15 protein-coding genes are annotated in these 18750 nt (G+C 59.5%); 8 read left to right on the top strand and 7 right to left on the bottom strand.

What is annotated here, in order from left to right:
* The 5 genes from sufD to BN3002_RS04685 are packed head-to-tail and all read left to right on the top strand — an operon-like array spanning position 1 to position 4137.
* On the top strand, positions 1-1152 hold the full coding sequence (sufD, locus tag BN3002_RS04705) for a Fe-S cluster assembly protein SufD (RefSeq protein ID WP_058236817.1): 1152 nt from the start codon (positions 1-3) through the stop codon (positions 1150-1152).
* 32 nt (positions 1153-1184) lie between these two features.
* Positions 1185-1934, top strand: coding sequence for a Fe-S cluster assembly ATPase SufC (sufC, locus tag BN3002_RS04700; protein ID WP_058236816.1), 750 nt, complete (start codon positions 1185-1187; stop codon positions 1932-1934).
* 16 nt (positions 1935-1950) lie between these two features.
* Positions 1951-3231: an aminotransferase class V-fold PLP-dependent enzyme gene (locus BN3002_RS04695; RefSeq protein WP_058236815.1), complete on the top strand. Its 1281-nt coding sequence runs from the start codon at positions 1951-1953 to the stop codon at positions 3229-3231.
* Positions 3231-3701, top strand: coding sequence for a Fe-S cluster assembly sulfur transfer protein SufU (gene sufU / locus BN3002_RS04690; protein ID WP_058236814.1), 471 nt, complete (start codon positions 3231-3233; stop codon positions 3699-3701). Before BN3002_RS04695 ends, sufU begins: the two co-directional genes overlap by 1 nt.
* A complete protein-coding gene (locus BN3002_RS04685; RefSeq protein WP_227469361.1) occupies positions 3694-4137 on the top strand; it encodes a metal-sulfur cluster assembly factor in 444 nt (147 codons plus the stop codon). Before sufU ends, BN3002_RS04685 begins: the two co-directional genes overlap by 8 nt.
* An 18-nt stretch (positions 4138-4155) precedes the next feature.
* Here the strand turns inward: BN3002_RS04685 and BN3002_RS04680 are convergent, their stop codons facing one another.
* From BN3002_RS04680 to BN3002_RS04655, 6 genes are all read right to left on the bottom strand, one after another.
* Complete coding sequence (locus tag BN3002_RS04680; RefSeq protein WP_082628525.1) at positions 4156-6054, bottom strand: AMP-binding protein; 1899 nt, start codon at positions 6052-6054, stop codon at positions 4156-4158.
* Between the two features lie 74 nt (positions 6055-6128).
* Positions 6129-7016 carry a KPN_02809 family neutral zinc metallopeptidase gene (ypfJ, locus tag BN3002_RS04675; protein WP_058236813.1) on the bottom strand — a complete coding sequence of 296 codons (888 nt, stop codon included), beginning with the start codon at positions 7014-7016 and terminating at the stop codon, positions 6129-6131.
* Positions 7017-7032: 16 nt separating this feature from the next.
* Positions 7033-8379, bottom strand: coding sequence for a tRNA guanosine(34) transglycosylase Tgt (tgt, locus tag BN3002_RS04670; protein WP_058236812.1), 1347 nt, complete (start codon positions 8377-8379; stop codon positions 7033-7035).
* Entirely contained in the window at positions 8372-9073 is a 702-nt protein-coding gene (locus BN3002_RS04665) for a queuosine precursor transporter (protein ID WP_058236811.1), read from the bottom strand. The genes tgt and BN3002_RS04665 overlap by 8 nt, the downstream gene beginning before the upstream one ends.
* A 33-nt stretch (positions 9074-9106) precedes the next feature.
* Positions 9107-11113: a DEAD/DEAH box helicase gene (locus BN3002_RS04660; RefSeq protein ID WP_058236810.1), complete on the bottom strand. Its 2007-nt coding sequence runs from the start codon at positions 11111-11113 to the stop codon at positions 9107-9109.
* A 228-nt stretch (positions 11114-11341) separates the two neighbouring features.
* A complete protein-coding gene (locus BN3002_RS04655; protein ID WP_058236809.1) occupies positions 11342-12733 on the bottom strand; it encodes an MFS transporter in 1392 nt (463 codons plus the stop codon).
* Positions 12734-12822: 89 nt separating this feature from the next.
* On the opposite strand from BN3002_RS04655, the gene aspS reads away from it, so the two are divergent.
* On the top strand, positions 12823-14679 hold the full coding sequence (aspS, locus tag BN3002_RS04650) for an aspartate--tRNA ligase (RefSeq protein ID WP_058236916.1): 1857 nt from the start codon (positions 12823-12825) through the stop codon (positions 14677-14679).
* Between the two features lie 60 nt (positions 14680-14739).
* Here aspS and BN3002_RS04645 read toward each other — a convergent pair whose 3' ends face one another.
* The gene (locus BN3002_RS04645) at positions 14740-16383 is read right to left on the bottom strand and encodes a DUF4091 domain-containing protein (protein WP_058236808.1); all 1644 of its coding nucleotides are present in this window, start codon (positions 16381-16383) and stop codon (positions 14740-14742) included.
* 153 nt (positions 16384-16536) lie between these two features.
* Here BN3002_RS04645 and BN3002_RS04640 point away from each other — a divergent pair, with 153 nt between their 5' ends.
* Complete coding sequence (locus tag BN3002_RS04640; protein ID WP_058236807.1) at positions 16537-17154, top strand: L-threonylcarbamoyladenylate synthase; 618 nt, start codon at positions 16537-16539, stop codon at positions 17152-17154.
* Positions 17155-17294: 140 nt separating this feature from the next.
* A complete protein-coding gene (locus BN3002_RS04635; protein ID WP_058236806.1) occupies positions 17295-18740 on the top strand; it encodes a L,D-transpeptidase family protein in 1446 nt (481 codons plus the stop codon).
* The last annotated feature ends 10 nt before the right edge of the window (positions 18741-18750 follow it).

Raw genomic sequence — 18750 nt, 5'->3', positions numbered from 1 at the left:
TTGGCTCAAGACCATCGCGAAGATCACGTCAGCCCACACCCATCGCGCGCAGATCGGCCGACGTCGTTCAACCTCGACGATATTCCCGTGCCCAAAGGCAAGGAAGAAGACTGGCGATTCACCCCTATGCGCCGCATCTCGATGTTGTTCGACCCGGCCAACTACGATACCGAGGACGCTCCGCTGACTGTGGAAGCTCCCGAAGGCGTCTGCGTTGAAACCGTCTCGCGAGACGATTCACGCGTGGGCACCGTGCTGGCTCCTGGTGACAGGACCGCGGTAGTTGAATGGAATACGTTCCATGATGCTCAGGTCGTGTCCGTTCCAGCCGGAAAACGCATCGACGATCCAATTCTTATTACGGTGGATACGGCCTCTGACCAACGCAGCCAGCACCTGGTCGTCGACGCTGGCGCACACAGCGAATCCACAGTGATCCTCAACCACACGGACAGCGCCGACGCGCGAATCAACCAGGGCATTGAGATCACTACCGGTGAGAACGCCTCGTTAACGTTCGTGTCCCTGCAGGAATGGGACGACAGTGTTGTACACGCGTCGAACCACCGCATTCGCATTGGCAAGAACGCGAAAGTGCGTCACATCGTGGTCACACTGGGTGGCGATACGGTTCGCCTGTGCGCCGATACCGACTTTGAAGGGCCGGGCGCTGAACTGACTATGCTGGGCGTGTACTTCGTGGACGGAGGACAACACCTGGAACACCGTGTGTTCGTGGACCACTCAGCACCCAACTGCTACTCACGCGTGACGTATAAAGGCGCCCTGCAGGGTAAGGATGCGCACTCGGTGTGGATTGGTGACTGCCTCATCCAGGAACCTGCTGACGGAACAGACACCTATGAGCTGAACCGTAACCTCATTTTGACCGAAGGCGCTCATGCTGATTCAGTTCCCAACCTTGAGATTGAAAACGGTGAGATCGCCGGAGCAGGACATGCATCAGCGACAGGACGCTTTGACGATGAACAATTGTTCTACCTGATGAGCCGCGGAATCACCGAGGAAGATGCCCGTCGCCTCGTGGTGCGAGGATTCTTCGCGGAACTGATTGACCAGATCGGTGTTCCGGCCATTGAAAAGCATCTGATGGAATCGGTTGAAAGAGAACTTGAAGTTACGGGACGCTGAGCCGCCCTCGAATGTAAGAGAAAGAACGCGACATGTCGACTTTGGAAATTCAGAACCTTCACGTCAACGTAGAAACACCTGAGGGCACGAAACAGATCCTCAAAGGTGTCGACCTCACCATCGAATCTGGCGAGATCCACGCCATCATGGGACCGAACGGATCAGGCAAATCCACACTCGCCTACGCGCTGGCCGGTCATCCAGCCTACGAGGTGACCGAAGGCGCCGCCTACCTCGATGGTCACAACATTGTGGACATGACCGTTGATGAGCGCGCCCGCAGCGGCCTGTTCCTGGCGATGCAGTACCCCGTGGCAGTGGCGGGCGTGTCAGTGTCGAACTTCCTGCGCTCCGCCAAGACCGCGATCGACGGGAAGGCGCCGAGTATCCGGACCTGGGTCAAGGACATGAACGCCGCGATGGAGAAATTGCGCATCGAACCGGCTTTCGCTGAGCGTGACGTCAACGTGGGCTTCTCCGGTGGTGAAAAGAAGCGCCTCGAAATTTTGCAGATGGAGATGCTGCGCCCCTCGTTCGCCATTCTTGACGAGACTGACTCCGGCCTTGACGTGGATGCGCTGAGGATCGTCTCCGAGGGTGTCAACCGGGTCCACGAGTCCACGAACTGCGGGATCATGCTGATCACGCACTACACGCGAATCCTGCGTTACATTCACCCCAGCCATGTGCACGTGTTTGTTGACGGTCACGTTGCCGCTCAAGGCGGCCCGGAACTGGCTGAACAACTGGAAGAAACAGGGTACGACTCATACCTTCAGTAAGCAGTAGGAGCAGATTGTGAGTGAGACGATCGGCGCGTTCACCGTCGATGAGATTCGTCAGGACTTCCCGTACCTGACGCGGCGCGGTAGGGCGGGTGGCCCCATCGCCTACTTTGACGCGTCAGCCACATCTCAAAAACCCTCGTGCGTCATAGACGCGGTTACTGACTTTTACCGGCACCACAACGGTGCCGTGCATCGCGGTACCCACGTGCTGTCAGATGACTCAACGCAACTGTACGAGGACGCGCGCGCCACCGTCGCACGCTTCATCAAAGCGCGGCCGGACGAAGTGGTGTGGACGAAGAACGCCACTGAAGCACTCAACATCGTCGCCTACGCGATGACGAACGGGTCAGCTGGTGACTCGACAGGCCACGATGTCCGCTTCAGCCTGCAGGCAGGGGACCGGGTCGTGATCTCACGCGCCGAACACCACTCGAACCTGGTGCCGTGGCAGCTGGCCTGCCAGCGCAGCGGAGCCGAGCTCAAGTGGCTCGATCTGGATCCCGAGGGACGAATCGACCTCGATACACTGGACGTCATCACGCCGAACACGAAGGTCGTCGCCGTCACACACGCATCCAACGTGACCGGAGCGATCACTCCGATTGAGCCGATCATCCAGGCAGCCCATAACGTCGGCGCACTGGTGGTTCTGGATACATGCCAGTCATCTGCGCACCTTCCAATTGACGTGACAACACTGGGCGCAGACTTCATTGCTCTGTCATCACACAAGATGTGTGGGCCGACTGGAATTGGTGCATTGTGGTCACGTCGCGACCTGCTTGAAGCGATGCCACCAGTGCTGACGGGCGGCTCAACGGTCGCATCTGTCACGATGGATTCCACTGAGTTCCTGCCTGCACCTGACTGCTTCGAAGCCGGATCGCAACCAGTGGCACAGGCGGTCGGGTGGGCACGCGCACTGGAGTACATATCCACCATTGGAATGGATGCCATTGCCAGGCGCGAAGAGGAACTGGCCACACTGATGCTGGAAGGATTGTCCGACATCGAAGGCGTGAAGATCCTGGGACCGACATCCACGCACGACCGTCTGGCAGTCGTCGCCTGGACGATGGACGGAGTCCACCCACATGATGTGGGCCAGTTCCTTGACTCACGTGACGTTGCGGTGCGAGTAGGACACCACTGCGCCATCCCGTTGCACCAGTTTTTCGGCGAGCGTGCATCGACACGGGCGACGGCAACAGTGACCACGACACGCGCCGAGATCGATCAGCTGGTCGACGCAGTGAGCGCAACAGCAGGATTTTTCACAGGAGCATAATGAGCAGTCTTGAACAGATGTATCAGCAAGTGATCCTGGATCACTCGCGCGAACGCCGAGGCAGCGGCACGGTGGACAACATCCAGGCATCCTCACACCAGGTCAACCCCACATGCGGTGACGAGGTGACCCTGGGCATCAGAGTCGACGATGCCGGAAAAATTGAACACCTGGTGTGGGACGGGGATGGCTGCTCCATTTCGCAGGCCAGCCTGTCGATGCTCTCCGACATGGTCGAAGGCCAACCGACTGACACGGTGCGCGACCTGTACGCCGATATGGAAACCATGATGCATTCGCGCGGTCAGGGTGTGGACGATGCAGTCCTGGACGCGCTGGGGGATGCCGTGGCCCTTGAAGGAACCAGCCAATTCCCAAACAGAATCAAGTGCGCACTGCTGGGATGGTACGCCCTTCGTGACGCGCTGGCACAAGTTGGTATCGACATAGCAGGAGACGACCATGAGTGACACGCCTTATGCGCCCGAAGGTGCGCAGTCAGCAAACCCGATGGCTCAGACGGAACCTGTCGAACAGCGCTTTGCCCCCGCACCACAGCAACAACTGCCCACCGGCGTTGACTACGTGGAAAACGGCACAGTTCCCGCCGCAGACGTGGAAGAAGCACTCAAGGACGTCATCGACCCCGAGCTGGGAATCAACATCGTTGACCTGGGCCTGCTCTACGGCATCACGGTCAGTGAAGATGACAGTATCCAGCTGGATATGACGCTGACATCTGCTGCATGCCCACTGACCGACGTGATCGAACAGCAGGCGCAGATGGTGCTGCAGACGTTCACGGATCTGGTGATGGTCAACTGGGTGTGGATGCCCGCTTGGGGGCCAGAACGCATTACCCCTGATGGGCGTGATCAACTCCGCGCCCTGGGATTCAACGTCTGAGCATCGGCAGTTTTGTGCTCAGTCGCGTGAGGATTTCTTGCCCGTATCCGTTTGTCCATCTGCGGCGCGCTTGGCAGCGTCGTGGCGGATCTGCTCTTCCTGATAGGACCGGATCGCTGCCTCGGTTGCATCGGATACTCCGCGGGAGAGCGTTGTGGCAGCTTCGCTGACACCTTTCACTACCGGGGTGACGGCGTCCTCAACCGCTTTCGACGTGGAATCCCACAACTTTGCTGCCGGATTCAGCAACTGCTCACGGACTTTGCGCCGCATGACCTTGCCCAGCTGATTACGCGGCATGGTGGAGATGAACGCGATCTGGCGCGGCAATGCGTAGTGCGAAATCGACCGCTCTGCCCATTCGCGGACCTGATCCAGCGAAATCAGGGGAGCGCCCTCGTCCATGATCAGCGCAGCGGTCACTTCCTCGGTCTCATCACCCTTCGGCAGACCGACAACGGCCACGTCCTTCACCCCCGGCATGGAACGAATCGCGTCCTCGACCTGCGAGGGATACACGTTGAAGCCGCCGGACAAAATGAGTTCCTTGCGGCGGTCCGCGAGCGTGATGAAGCCGTCATCGTTGACACCGATATCGCCTGTGCGAAGCCAGCCGTCCTGTGTGAAGACTTTTGCGGTTTCATCGGGAGCATCCAGGTAGCCTTCAAAGACTTGCGGACCGCGCACGATGATCTCGCCTGGCTCGCCATCGTCGACATCACGCGTGGGATCCTCAAGGTCGACCAGGCGCAGCTCGGTGGAGGCGAAGGGGATGCCTAGAGTTCCGTGTCGCCTGCCTGGTCCCAGAGGTGATCCGCAGATGACAGGAGAGGTCTCAGACAAGCCATAGCCCTCCAGGATAATGCCGCCGGTATATTCTTCCCATTCGTCGGCGAATGCGGTGGACAACGGCATCGCTCCGGAGACCGAATACCGGATGCTGTCGAGCGGCGTATGCGTCTTTCGTGCTTCCTTCAGGATCCTCTCAAACATCGCGGGAACACCGACAAAGAAGGTGACGGCACGACGACGATGCGCAGCAACAGCCATTGCCGCATCGAAAGTCGGCATCAGTACCTGCGTCGCCGCCTTCCTGACGGAAGCACACAGGAAGAACGTCAACCCGAATGCGTGGAAGTAGGGAAGCAGGGAGAAAAACGTTTCCGCGCCTTCGTGCAGCTTCCACACCCAGAACAGGTTCTGATTGACGTTGGCGCCGATGTTGGTGTGAGTGAGCGGAACCGACTTCGGAATACCGTTGGTGCCGCCCGTGTGCAAGATAACGGCTCGATCTGAGCCAGTTGGATGCGGATAATCGCGACGAATACTGTGAGCAGCGGCCACTGCATGATCCCAGGAACGCGTCGAATCAGGAACCTCACCGCGCATCTTGTCATGCATCTGCTTCGCCTTGGCGACCGGCAACTTCAGTGCGAGGCGCTGAATGGTGGGAAGGCCGGCTGCGATATTGACGGTGAAAACCTTCTCGATGTCAATCGACCCGTCAGTGGGGTAGGAGCCGACGCATTTTTCCCACACAATGGCGACCTTGGCGTGGTGACGCTTGAGCTGGCCTTCAATTTCGTGGGCGGGTGCGAGCGGATTATGCTCAGCCGCTACGGCTCCGATCCTCATGCAGGCATAGAACGCAACAAAAGCCTGCGGGCAGTTCGGCAGTGCGATGGCGACCACGTCGCCCTTTCGCACGCCAGCATCCACCAGCACCTGGGCGGCACGCAACACCTGAGCGAGGACTTCCCGATAGGTCGTGGTCGCACCCATGTAATCCAGCGCCACATGCGACGGGTACAGTCGAGCAGTCGTATTGAGCAGTTCGAACAGTGGCGTGTCCGGGATCGGAATTTCATACGGACATCCCGGCTCATAGTGGGCGTGTGCCTGCTCGACGATACTCATAGCGCAATCTCCTCACCGATACGGTTCGATGCTATCGCACCGCCAACACTGCCTCCCAATCGAGGCGCTTGCCGTCACACTTCCGGTGCAGCGAATGTATCGCACTTCTCCAGCGAGCCGTTTTGCACGCCAGTTTCAAGCCAGCGTTGTCGCTGTTCAGCTGACCCATGTGTCCAGCTTTCAGGATTGGTCGTGCCCTGCGCCTGCTCCTGAATACGGTCATCACCAATGGCTTCGGCAGTCTGCCATGCCTGCGCCAGTTCCTCAGAAGTCGGCTCTTTCAGGAATGCCTCGCCTGATTCGGGATCCTTGGTCTGTGAGGCCCAATGCATCCACACGCCGGCGTAGCAGTCTGCCTGCAGTTCAAGACGCACTGCATCACTTTGCTCACCGGTCTCCTGGCTGCGATGTTCGGCAAAGATGCCGCGAAGATGCTGGATGTGATGGCCCCATTCATGAGCGACCACATACTCCTGAGCCAAAGGTGCGTTGGCAGCACCGAGCTGCGATTCCATCTGCTGGAAGAAACCCAGGTCCAGGTTCACTGACGCATCTGAGGGGCAGTAGAAAGGACCGACCTGTGAAGAGGCCGTACCACACGCTGTGTTCACCGCCTGCTCGAAGAGCTGGAAGCTGGGCGGCTGGTAGTCCATTCCGGCCTGCTCGGGCAACTGAGTCTGCCAAACTACGTCCAGTGAATCAGCGGTCGTCACCATGCGGCATTCGACGTACTGATTGGCATCTGCACCAGTTTGGCAGTGTTCCAGAGACGATCCGGACTGTTCTTCCACGCTGGGTTGCGCCCCTCCGGCCAGGCCGGTCAGGTCGATTCCCGTCAGACGTGACAGCAGGAACAGGCCGATCAGTACGGCAACGGATCCACCACCGATGGCAACGCCACGTCCGCCGCGGCTGGTACGCACTCGTCCAGAATTAGACTGGACCCCCTCGTTAAAACTCATATCGCAAGAGTAGCCCCTAGCGTTGGTCAGCGTGATGATAGCGTCCGAGCATTTCATCACGGAAAGCATCGAAGTCACCTGACTGGATGCTTCCGCGGATCGCATCGACCAGGTGCACAGTGAACCACTCATTGTGAATCGTCGCCAACGTGGACGCAAGGATCTCCCTGGCCTTGAACAGGTGACGCACGTAGGCGCGGGTGTAGTGCTGACACGTGTAGCACCCGCATCCATCGACCAGGGGAGTGAAGTCGTCAGCAAAGCGCGCATTCGTCACGTTAAAGCGCCCGTCCGGGGTGTAGATCGCGGCATTTCGCGCTACGCGCGACGGATTCACGCAGTCGAACGTGTCCGCCCCAGCTTCCACTCCGGCAAACAGGTCATCCGGTTCGGAAATTCCCAGCAGGTGACGAGGACGATCGTCGGGCAGCTCCTCGCATACCCACGACACAATGCGCCCCAGATTCTCTTTCTCGAGGGCGCCTCCCACTCCGAACCCGTCAAAGGTGCGGCCATCGACTTCCATCTGCGCCAGGGTGCGCGCAGCACAGCGACGCAGATCCTCATACTGTGCGCCCTGGACAACGCCGAAGAGCTGCTGGTAAGGATGATCCGCGCGCTCGTGGGTCAAACGTTCATGTTCAGCAAGGCAACGCCGCGCCCACTCATGCGTACGCTCCAGGGATTCCTCCTGATACCAACGCGGATGCAGCAGCGAGGTCAACTCGTCAAATGCGAACATGATGTCTGCACCCAGCTGATGCTGAATCTGCATCGACTTTTCCGGAGTAAAACGGTGATGGGAACCGTCAATGTGGCTTTGGAACACCACGCCGTCACTGTCGACCACTGCGCGCGAAGATTTCACGGCCTGGCGGAACATCCAGTCCTGCTCGGCGGCAGAAGCCTCCTTGTAGACTCCCGAAAACTCCTGCGTGAGCACTTTCTTAAAGCCAGCGCCCAGTGAGAGCACCTGGAAACCACCCGAGTCGGTGAATGTCGGGCCGTGCCAATTCATGAATGCGCCGAAGCCGCCGGCACGATCCACGATGTCGGATCCGGGCTGCAGGTACAGGTGGTAGGCGTTCGCGAGGACCGCCTGGCCGCCCAGATTCGCCACCATCTCGGGAACCAGTGCCTTGACGTTGGCTTTCGTGCCCACTGGAACAAATGCGGGGGTGTGGATCTGACCGTGAGGCGTGGTAATGACACCCGTGCGGGACAGTCCCATACCGCTGTCGTGACGGTATGTGACCTCGAAACCGACTCCTCCCTCGCTCACTTTGCCAGCTTGGCCGGGCTGGGGCGTGATTTCTGGGTGCGGGCGGGACGGGAGCGCGATCCACTGCGGCGCGTCAGTCATGCGTTACCTCACGTTCATGCGCGGCGTTGCGCTCTGGCTGTTCCCAGCGGCGCACCGCACCGATCACTGCGTAGGTCAGGGGCAGGAAAATGACCTCGACCCCCACCTTGTACAGGTATCCGACCACCACGTAGTTGACGAAGTCCCATCCGGGAATAATTCCGGCGAAGGCGATGGTGCAGAAAATCAGCGTGTCAGCCAGCTCGCCCACCATTGTCGAACCGATGAGTCGAACCCACAGGTTACGCTCACCCCACCGCTGGCGCATGCGCACCAGGACCCAGGAGTTCAGCAACTGCCCGACCAGATAGCCACACACCGATGCAGCCACGATGCGTGGCACGAAACCGAGCACGGCGACGAAAGCATCCTGATTCTCATACCCCGGGCCTACAGGGGCAGCCCCGACAACCAGGAAGGTCAGGGAGGCCAGGATGGAAACTGCAAAACCGGTGAGAATGACGCGCTTGGCCCGCGCAAAGCCATAAATCTCAGAGAGTAGATCGCCCAGGATGTAGGTCAGTGGGAACAAGACCGCGCCGCCATCGAAAACCAGCATGAGCGGGCCAATATGGATCCCGATCACTTTGGTTGCCACGATATTGGAGATCAGCAAGAAGGCGACAAAACATATTGCGACGATGTCGTAGACGGATCGATGACGCTGGACGCGTGGTTGTGAAGAAGTACTCATGACGTGTTTCCGTACCTGGGTCTAAGGCCCGCTTTAGCGAGGCCTGCGCTGGCCGCGTGCACCGAAACGGTGTCCCGAGTGATGATCACCCGATCCGCTGCGGGAACGACGCACATGTCCTGCATCGGTGGCACGCGAACGCGGCCCGCCATCAACACGGATACGCAGCGTACGCCCGGCAACCTGGGCTTTACCGAGTTTTTCCATCTGATCGTCGGACAGGCTCGGGCCGATGTCCACCAGTGAGAATGTCGGGTAAATATCGATACGGCCCACATCAGAGCCTTTCAGATGAGCTTCGCCCGTGATTGCTCCAACAATGGATCCAGGTTTGACGCCATCCTTCTTGCCGACTTCGATGCGGTAGCGCGTCCCCATCGGGGCACGCTGTGGCTTGCCGCCGGCGCGCCGGCGGGCACCGTTCTTCCCACCCTTGAGCGGCTTCGAATCACGCCCGTTTTCAAAAGACGCAGACAGGAACTCACCGTTCTCATCGAGGACTTCCTCGCGGCGAATCTTGCCGTCGGAGCGGCGGTCCTTGTGATCGTGCGTGCCATTGTCATGGACAGTGCGCGCCAGCATTGCTGAGGCGATGATCAGTGGATCGCACGCGTGCTCATCTGCGAACTCGCGGATGAGCTGCTCGAACATGTCGAGTTGCCCGCGTTCAATACGCGTGGGCAACATGTCGAGGAAATGGCGCGAACGGAACTCGCTGACAGCCTGTGGCGTGGGGATGTGGACTTCCTCCATCGCAGTGCCCGTCAGTTTTTCGATACGACGCAGACGGTAGTGCTCGCGAGGAGTGAAGAACGACAGTGATTCGCCTTCGCGGCCGGCGCGCCCGGTGCGACCGATACGGTGGACGTAGGCTTCAGGTTCGCGTGGCACATCAAAATTGACGACCAGGCCGATCCGCTCCACGTCCAGGCCTCGGGCCGCCACATCGGTGGCAACCAGAACGTCCAAAGAACCGGACCGCAGACGCTCCACCATGCGCTCACGTTCCTGCTGTGCCACATCGCCGGAAATTCCGGCCGCGCGGAAACCTCGAGCCGTCAGATCCAGTGAAATCTCTTCAGCATCCAGTCGCGTGCGCACAAAGACGATGACGGCGTCGGCCGAGCGGGTCGACAAGACGCGGGCCAGCGCATTGTTCTTGTGTTTAAACGGCACAACCGCGTAGGTCTGGTGGATGGTGTCAACGGTCGACGACTCTTCCGACACCGCTATCTTCAACGGATCATGCAAGTGGGTTTGCGCCACTTTTTCAATCGCTGCCGGCATTGTGGCCGAAAAGAGTGCCGTGACGCGTTGGGTGGGAACTGTGGCGGCGATGGTCTCCACATCCTCGGCGAATCCCATGCGCAGCATCTCATCGGCTTCATCAAGGACGAGCATACGCACCGAGGACAGATCCAGCGCGCCCTTCTCGATCAGGTCGATCATGCGGCCAGGTGTGCCCACGACGATCTGCGCGCCATCCTTCAGCGCGCGAAGCTGCGGGCCGTATGCAGAGCCACCATAGACGGCGACAATGTTGATGCCGCGGTAGCTCGCCGCAAACTCTTCCATCGCATCGGCTGACTGCAGCGCCAGTTCGCGCGTCGGAGCCAGAACGACCGCCTGGACATCCTTTTCTTTCGGATCAATCAGCGTCAGCATCGGCAGTCCGAATGCCGCCGTCTTACCGGTGCCGGTCTGCGCGATGCCGACCACGTCACGCGCCTCAAGCAGTGCGGGAATCGCCTCAGCCTGAATGGGCGTGGGCGTCTCGAATCCCATCGCTGTGACCGTGTCCAGCAGGGGAGCGGGCAGACCGAGGTCAGCGAAGTTCACCTGATCGTCGTCATCCTCGTCGTCATTTCCATCGTAATCCTCGTCATCTTCGAGGTCGTTGTCGTCCTGATCGACATCGTCGGCATGGTCATTGTCGTCAGTTCCATCGGCGAGGGCTTCGCTGTCAGCATCCGAATCCTGTGCAACGTCGTCCTCGTGAAACAGAACGTCACCGAGGCCGAGGGCATCGGATGTGGACATAGGGGCAGAATCTTGTGAAGGCACGGTTTCCTCTTACTGTTGTGAACACAGGGCTCGCGGTTTCGAAAAATGCCACCAGGAACGCCTGGGGCTACAGGGCGCGACCCATTACACCAACAACACACATCGGCTCCTGGCCGATCACTATCACAGTGGGAAGCGCCTTGACGAGCTTTAACACTATTGCGTTTCGCGCTCATTTCCTAGCGTGAGCGGCGGTGAAATGCCTCACCGCGCCTGTTTTGAGCGGATTCTGGAGGAAGCGAACACCGCCAGCAGGCACACGCCCAGCGCGATTACGGGGGCTGGAACATACTGAATACCGCCCTCAAACGCCGGCATCCAGACGGCCAACACGACCGAAACGATTGCCAGTTCCACGGCGCCGCCCGCATTGTCAGCAATCTGGAGCCACGAGGAGGCCCGTCCGTGTTCAGACGGATCAATTGACCCGAGCGTGAGATCAGACAATGTTGAGTGCACCATTCCGATCCCCAGACCTGTAATACTCCACCCCACAAGGGCGACAGCCGGCGGGAGCCCTTTCAACACCAGGAAACACACGGGAAGAACGCCGACCACCATGAGGCTCGCGCCCACCAGCGGCAGTCTTTCACGCGTTGCCTGAGTGTTGACGCGCGTGGGAATCGCTGAGCCTATCGCCCACGTGATTGAGCCAATCGTCACGGCGAGCGATGCATGACTTGCACTCCATAAGTGCACACGCTGGAGAACAAGCGGCAGGAAAACCTCCGCGCCAGACAGACCGCCCATGACCAGTGCGCGAGTGGCAATGATTGAGGCAATACCGGGGCGAAGAGTAAACGTGCCGTCGGGAACCAGGCGCTTCAATGTCATGGCACAGCCGGCCAGGCCGAGAACAGTCGCCGCAACGAGCGCCCATCCACTCAGCGTTCCTGCAAATTGCACCAGCACAACGGAGCCACCCGCTCCGGCCGCCAACGCGGCCAGATGACGCATCGAACCTTCGACTGCCCCCTGACGAGAAGGGAAACGCCGCAGCACGGGGACCATTGCCGCCAGGCCGACGGCAGCGATGAACGGCACTACGCCGAAGACCCATCGCCAGCCCCACGTGGCCGTGACCCATCCGGCAATCGCAGGACCGACCAGAGAGGGAAACACCCACGCCATCGAAAAGGCGGCGAAAAACGTGGGCCGATGTCGCGGTGACGCGATGGAGCCGACGAAAACATAGATCGGCACCATGACGAGGCCACCGCCCAGGCCCTGAATCATGCGTCCGATGACGAAGAGTGCGATATGCCCGGCGAATGTGCACAGCGCCAGCCCCACCACAAACAGTGCGGCACCCCACAGCAGCACCTTGCGCGGGCCGCGCGCATCACACAGAGGTCCGGCGATGACGGTGGAGGCAAGCTGCATGGCGATCGCCGCTCCGGACGCGACGGCGAACCACGTATCCGATCCCAGATCAGCCACAACATTCGGCATGATCGTCATAGCTGCCAGCGCTTCAAATGCTGCCAGGGTGATCAAGACGATGGAACCAGCCAGCAGAACTTTCTCATCGCGACTCCACCGCGTGACGGCGTCACCCTCGGTGATCTGAGCAGGCGTTTCGCGGTTGGTCTCCATGAGCCGTAGACTACCCTGTGTCACTCTGGATTGCTGCGCTGCCTGTTTCGCAGATGCGGCGACCAGTGAAGTCAATGAAAGGAAAACTGGTGTTACGCACACACACGATCTCTCAGATGGGGACCGACCTGGTCGGTCAGACAGTGACATTAACCGGGTGGGTTGACCGCCGCCGTGATCATGGCGGAGTGGTGTTCATTGACCTGAGAGATGCCAGCGGAATCGTGCAGGTTGTTGTCCGCGATGAATCCGTCGCCCATGAGCTGCGTTCAGAATACTGCCTGCGGGTAACCGGCGAAGTCAGCGCCCGTCCCGAAGGCAACGAGAATCCGGAACTGTCCACGGGGCAGGTTGAGATTCTGGGCGATGACATTGAGATTCTGAACACCTCGCCGGCTTTGCCTTTCCAGGTGTCGGCCCATGCCGAAGAATCCGGCAGCGTGGGCGAAGAGACACGTCTGCGTTACCGTTTTCTCGATCTGCGTCGCGCCCAGTTGCAGCATGCGATGCGTTTGCGCTCCCGCGTGTCGAGGGCGGCTCGCGAAGCCCTGTACGAACACGACTTCGTGGAAGTTGAAACACCGACATTGACGCGTTCCACCCCTGAAGGTGCCCGCGACTTCATCGTGCCGGCGCGCCTGTCTCCAGGCTGCTGGTACGCCTTGCCTCAGTCACCGCAGTTGTTCAAGCAGCTCCTCATGGTCGGTGGAATGGAACGCTACTTCCAGATTGCGCGCTGCTACCGAGATGAGGACTTCCGAGCTGACCGTCAGCCCGAATTCACTCAGCTTGATATTGAGATGAGCTTCGTCAGCCAGGACGACGTCATTGCCGTGTCCGAGGACGTGCTGCGAGCAGTGTGGGCTGAAATCGGTTACGACTTGAAGACTCCGATCCCACGCATGCCGTTCAACGAAGCAATGGCCAAATACGGCTCCGATAAGCCGGATCTGCGTTTCGGATGCGAACTGATCGACCTGACCGACTACTTCAAGGACACCCCGTTCCGCGTCTTCCAGAACCCGTATGTGGGTGCAATCGTGATGCCAGGCGGTGCTTCACAGCCTCGCCGCACCTTCGACAAGTGGCAGGAATGGGCCAAGGCTCGTGGAGCCAAGGGACTGGCCTACGTGACCATTGCCGAGGACGGAACACTGGGCGGTCCCGTAGCAAAGAACATTTCCGATCAGGAACGCGAAGGCCTGGTCGAGGCCACAGGAGCCAACCCCGGTGACTGCATCTTCTTCGGCGCCGGAAAGCCCACAGCAACCCGCGAACTGCTTGGCGCTGTGCGGCTGGAAGTGGGACGCCGCTGCAACCTGATTGACGAGGACGCATGGTCATTCGTGTGGATCGTCGACGCACCCCTGTTCAAACCGACCGGCGAAGCTGAAGCAGAAGGTGACGTGGCGCTGGGGCACTCCTCATGGACCGCTGTCCACCACGCGTTCACCATGCCGCAGGACGAATGGCGTGACAACTTCGAGGACGACCCGGAGCACGCGTTGTCCTACGCCTACGACATCGTGTGCAACGGCAACGAAATCGGTGGCGGCTCGATCCGTATTCACCGCGACGACATTCAGCAGCGCGTCTTCAACGTGATGGGAATTTCCGAGGAAGAAGCCGAATCGAAGTTCGGATTCCTCATGAGCGCACTGAAGTTCGGCGCACCGCCACACGGCGGCGTGGCATTTGGATGGGACCGCATCGTCTCGCTGCTCACGCATGCCGACTCGATCCGTGACGTCATCGCCTTCCCGAAGTCCGGTGGCGGATACGACCCGCTGACCGACGCGCCCGCGCCGATCACGCCGCGTCAGCGTAAGGAAGCAGGGGTCGATGCGAAACCGCGCAAGCGCGGTGAAACAGACCAGGGTCAGAAGGCCGACAAAGCCGACAAGGCGGAGAAGGCCGAAAAGGCTGGCCAGGCTGACAAGTCGTGATCGTCAGTGCCATTTTGTCAGGGCGGCTCGGACACACATGTGTCGGGTCGCCCTCGGCTTTTACGACGCCAGGCGTTCAAACAGTCTGGCACGCCGCGCAAGATAGTCGCCCTCGCTGATCCATCCGGACGAAAAATCAACAGTGCGATCCGGATCCATGATGCGCAGCACCTCCTCGCGACCAATACGCTTGGCGGCGTCGTGGAACAGGACGAGGTCTTCGAAGGCAGCTCGGAGCATTTCGTAACGTAGCGAGTAATACACGCCGAGGTCGTCCGCCGGATACACGACGAATGGGTCGCCTGAGAAGAACGCTCCGCCGGCGCTGGAATCGGCGAACGGATTAATGGGACGCACCGACAGCTGCGAGTAGTAGAAGTCAAACGCCCAGTGCAGAAAACCGCGACTGTTCGCGCAGAACAGCTGCAGACCGAGCATGCGGTGACGAATCGGGCGCTGCGCGATGAAACGGTTGGCCACAGCGTTCGCCTGACCCACGCAGTAGTACACCCAGGATGGCTCGTAGCCAGCCTCACGGAAACGCGTCACCGCAGTGGTGGCCACGATCGGATGGTCAACCAGGTCGATGTAATCCGGATCGGACAGTGCATCGCCCACCATCTGTCCTTCCAGCAGATCGATCACCTGCTTGCGCGCCGCCTGATAGCTGGAACGGTTGGTCTCATCAGGCTCGTCTGAAATATGCCACCAGATCGCATCACCGAGGTTGCGTCCACGGAAATAACCGATGAGGAATGGGATGAGCTGTTCGACAAACGCGAGGTACTTGGGCGAGGTTGCCTCCGTGTCCCATCCGAAACGCCGTTGTTCCCCCTCAGTTGTTTTCACGATGAACTGCGGACACGCGTGCGCACCCCACTGCGTGAACAGGTGTGGCAGTTCGAGGTAGCGGATACCCGCATCCAATGCCATATCAACCCACCGATCGAGACGCTCCGTGGCGAAGTGGTACGTCCCGTCATAGCTGATATCCAGTAACTGTGCCGCAGGCCTGTAGGTGCCGACCGCCGTGTCGAGTGGGGGAGACCAGATCGGGGTCAGCAAGCTGTTCACGCCCATCTGTGTAGCGGCCCGCACATGATTGGCGAGGGCGTGCCAATGCTGCTCGGACCACATGGGAACGTGAAAGTACGTGGCGAGGCAATCCGGATGCAGCCACTGGGTGTTGATGAAATCGCTGTCGTGGTGTGTCAGATCAACGCCTGTGACAGATACGGTTTGTTCGAACAGATTTGAATCGGCGTGGGTGACAGTTACGGTGATTGTGCCCGAAAATGCCGGCACACTCACCCATACGGCATTCCATCCCATATGGTGCGCCTGCAGCACAACAGTCGTCAGAGCACCGTCGACGCTCGCGTCCAGAGGGGTCAGCAGATCGGGCAGCAGGGATGGTTGGGTTGCCAGATACCCGTCATCTGCATCTGCCGGTGCTGGCAGGCCGGCCGCAACCAGGTCAACGTGACAGACCTGGACGGGCTCACCGTCCGTGCGAATGGTCAACGTCAATTCAGAGCGCGACCAGTACACGTCCTGGTGCTCGTGCCAGGCCACCTGGAAATTGATCGACTGACCGGTGCGCGTGACCAATGGATGCGTGAGCGAGTCGGGCTCCTCGCTGGGAAGCACCTTTGTCAGGTCGTCAACCAATCGGATATCGACGCGTGAAGTGGGGGCAGCCATCAAGATCCTTCCGCACGGTGTCAGTTGCCTTCCACTGTGCCATGAAGTTCTCGCCCGTGCCGCCTAACGACGCTGATCAATGGGCACTTTCTTTTTGGAAGAGACACGCGACAAGTTCCAGCGAAGAGGACAAAAATGAGGCACACTAGAGACATGGCTCACATTGAAATGCATCCGGAGAATCCACAAGCCCGCCTGGTCACTAAGACCGTTGACCTCCTCAAGGAGGGTGGCACCATCGCATTACCGACCGACTCGGGATATGCGATTGCCTGCACCCTGGGGAACAAGGAAGGGATGGATGTCATCCGGCAGATCAGAAAACTCGACGAGAAGCACAACTTCTCGTTGCTGTGTCATTCCTTTGCGCAGCTGGGTGAGCTTGTCATCGTCGACAACCACCAATTCCGCACGATTAAGGCGCTGACGCCCGGACCGTACACGTTCATTCTCCAAGGCACCAAGGTCGTGCCTCGTATGACGCTGAACAAGAAGAAGCACACAGTGGGCGTCCGGCTGCCAGATCATGTGATTACTCAAACGATTGTCGAAGCTCTGGGGGAGCCGCTTCTGTGCTCGACTTTGATCATGCCTGGCGAAGACGAGCCGTTGGTGGACGGACACGATGTTGACGACCGCATCGGCAACATGGTGGATCTTGTCATTGTTGGCCCGGTCGGTCTGGCCGAACCGACAACCGTCATCGATTACACCGACGGTACGGCAGTGATCGCCCGTAAGGGCGCTGGCGACACGTCACTATTTGAATAGAAGTTTCCTGTGCGCTCTCGCACTGTGGAATGGCACAGCGCGAGAGTACACGAATTTGGGAATTTTGCTCACAATCAGTATCCAAATTTCAGTTCCTTAGGTAGCATCCGGCATGGAGCTATATTCGAAGGAGCGATGTTGTGAGCGAACACGTCAGGCGAGAACCGCGCAGGACACGTGTGTGGATCCTGATCGCGGCATGCACTGCCGTGCTGGTTGCGCTGGTCGGTTCGGGGGCTGCCTACGCTGCCCACTACGATGAGCGGGCGCTTCCGCGTACATCTGTTGCCGCTATTCCAGTTTCAGGAATGACGCATGACGAGGTCGTTGCCGCTATCAACGAACGTGCGCAGAACATTCGTGTCACCGCCCGGGTTGACGGCAAAGAAACTGAGATCGCTCTGGCTGACGCCGGTATCCAGATCGACGCCGAAGCCACAGCGACCCTGGCTCTTGAATCGAGCCGTTCCTGGACAAGCCGCCTGCAGGGACTGTTCACATCCCGACAGATCCCGGTGGTGACCACAACGGATGAAGAGGCACTCAGCGCGATGGCGGAAACGCTTGCGCGTCAAGCGGGACCTGCTGCCGTCGATGCGTCCGCCCACTACGACGCCGACCGTGATGCATTCGTGGTTGATCCTGCCGAAAATGGCACAACGATTGACGCGCAAGCACTGACGACAGCTCTGATGGACGCTGCGACAACGCTGGGCGACACGGAAGTTGACCTGTCCTCGACGCAGTCGGAGCCGTCCGTAACCACAGAAGCCGCACAGCAGGCTGCCCAGCAGGCAGATGAAATGCTGGAGCCAGACGTTTCACTGACCGACACGATCGATTCCTTCACACCCTCGCGCGCCGACGTTGCCCAGTGGATTTCCTTCGAGAACACGGACAGCAAGCTCACCGCCCACTACTCCTCTAAAGCTGTTGGCTCGTGGGTATCAGCAACTGCCCAAGCCTCAAATGTGGAAGCCGACCCTACGATCAACAACGTCAATGCTGCAGGCGACGTGCTGGTAGAAGCATGGCCAGGTAAACCCGGCCTGAAAGCCAATAATGTGGCTGACCTGTCGAACGCGCTGATGAGTGCCCTCGACAATGGCGAAACGTATGAAGGCACGATCACCTATGACGACGTGCCGCAGGAAACGAAGACCCGCCCGATCGCCCCGGGTGCGGAGAATCTGCCGTATCCGGCTGCTGAGGGCGAAAAGTGGATCGATATTGATCTGACCAGGCTGACGGTCACCCCGTACATCGGCACGAAACAGGCTCACGAACCCATCAGCATTGTTCCCGGCTCACCTGGCCACGAAACGGTCACCGGTCTGTATCACGTCTACCTCAAGTATGAGAAGCAGGACATGGGGTGCACACCCGAGTGGCCATACTGCGCCAAGGACGTGCCGTGGGTGTCCTACTTCACGGGCTCGTACGCCATGCATGGCGCACCGTGGGTGAGTGAATTCGGATGGTCCGGACCGGGCGGTTCGCACGGATGCCTGAACATGCCCGTGTGGGGCGCAAAACTCATCTACGATTTCGACGAAATCGGCACCCCTGTCATGAGTCACTATTAAGCCGTATCCC

The organism is Actinomyces ihuae (assembly GCF_001457875.1).
Taxonomy (GTDB): Bacteria; Actinomycetota; Actinomycetes; order Actinomycetales; family Actinomycetaceae; genus Pauljensenia; species Pauljensenia radingae_A.
The sequence above is the reverse complement of the archived record's forward strand: the minus strand, read 5'-3'. Positions and strand labels throughout refer to the sequence as shown.

Bases quoted from the DNA above. Each gene is read 5' to 3' on its own strand.
- sufC (WP_058236816.1), top strand. From the start codon at position 1,185: ATGTCGACTTTGGAAATTCAGAACCTTCACGTCAACGTAGAAACACCT.
- sufU (WP_058236814.1), top strand. From the start codon at position 3,231: ATGAGCAGTCTTGAACAGATGTATCAGCAAGTGATCCTGGATCACTCG.
- BN3002_RS04685 (WP_227469361.1), top strand. From the start codon at position 3,694: ATGAGTGACACGCCTTATGCGCCCGAAGGTGCGCAGTCAGCAAACCCG.
- BN3002_RS04680 (WP_082628525.1), bottom strand. From the start codon at position 6,054: ATGAGTATCGTCGAGCAGGCACACGCCCACTATGAGCCGGGATGTCCG.
- ypfJ (WP_058236813.1), bottom strand. From the start codon at position 7,016: ATGAGTTTTAACGAGGGGGTCCAGTCTAATTCTGGACGAGTGCGTACC.
- tgt (WP_058236812.1), bottom strand. From the start codon at position 8,379: ATGACTGACGCGCCGCAGTGGATCGCGCTCCCGTCCCGCCCGCACCCA.
- BN3002_RS04665 (WP_058236811.1), bottom strand. From the start codon at position 9,073: ATGAGTACTTCTTCACAACCACGCGTCCAGCGTCATCGATCCGTCTAC.
- BN3002_RS04660 (WP_058236810.1), bottom strand. From the start codon at position 11,113: ATGTCCACATCCGATGCCCTCGGCCTCGGTGACGTTCTGTTTCACGAG.
- BN3002_RS04655 (WP_058236809.1), bottom strand. From the start codon at position 12,733: ATGGAGACCAACCGCGAAACGCCTGCTCAGATCACCGAGGGTGACGCC.
- BN3002_RS04645 (WP_058236808.1), bottom strand. From the start codon at position 16,383: ATGGCTGCCCCCACTTCACGCGTCGATATCCGATTGGTTGACGACCTG.
- BN3002_RS04640 (WP_058236807.1), top strand. From the start codon at position 16,537: ATGGCTCACATTGAAATGCATCCGGAGAATCCACAAGCCCGCCTGGTC.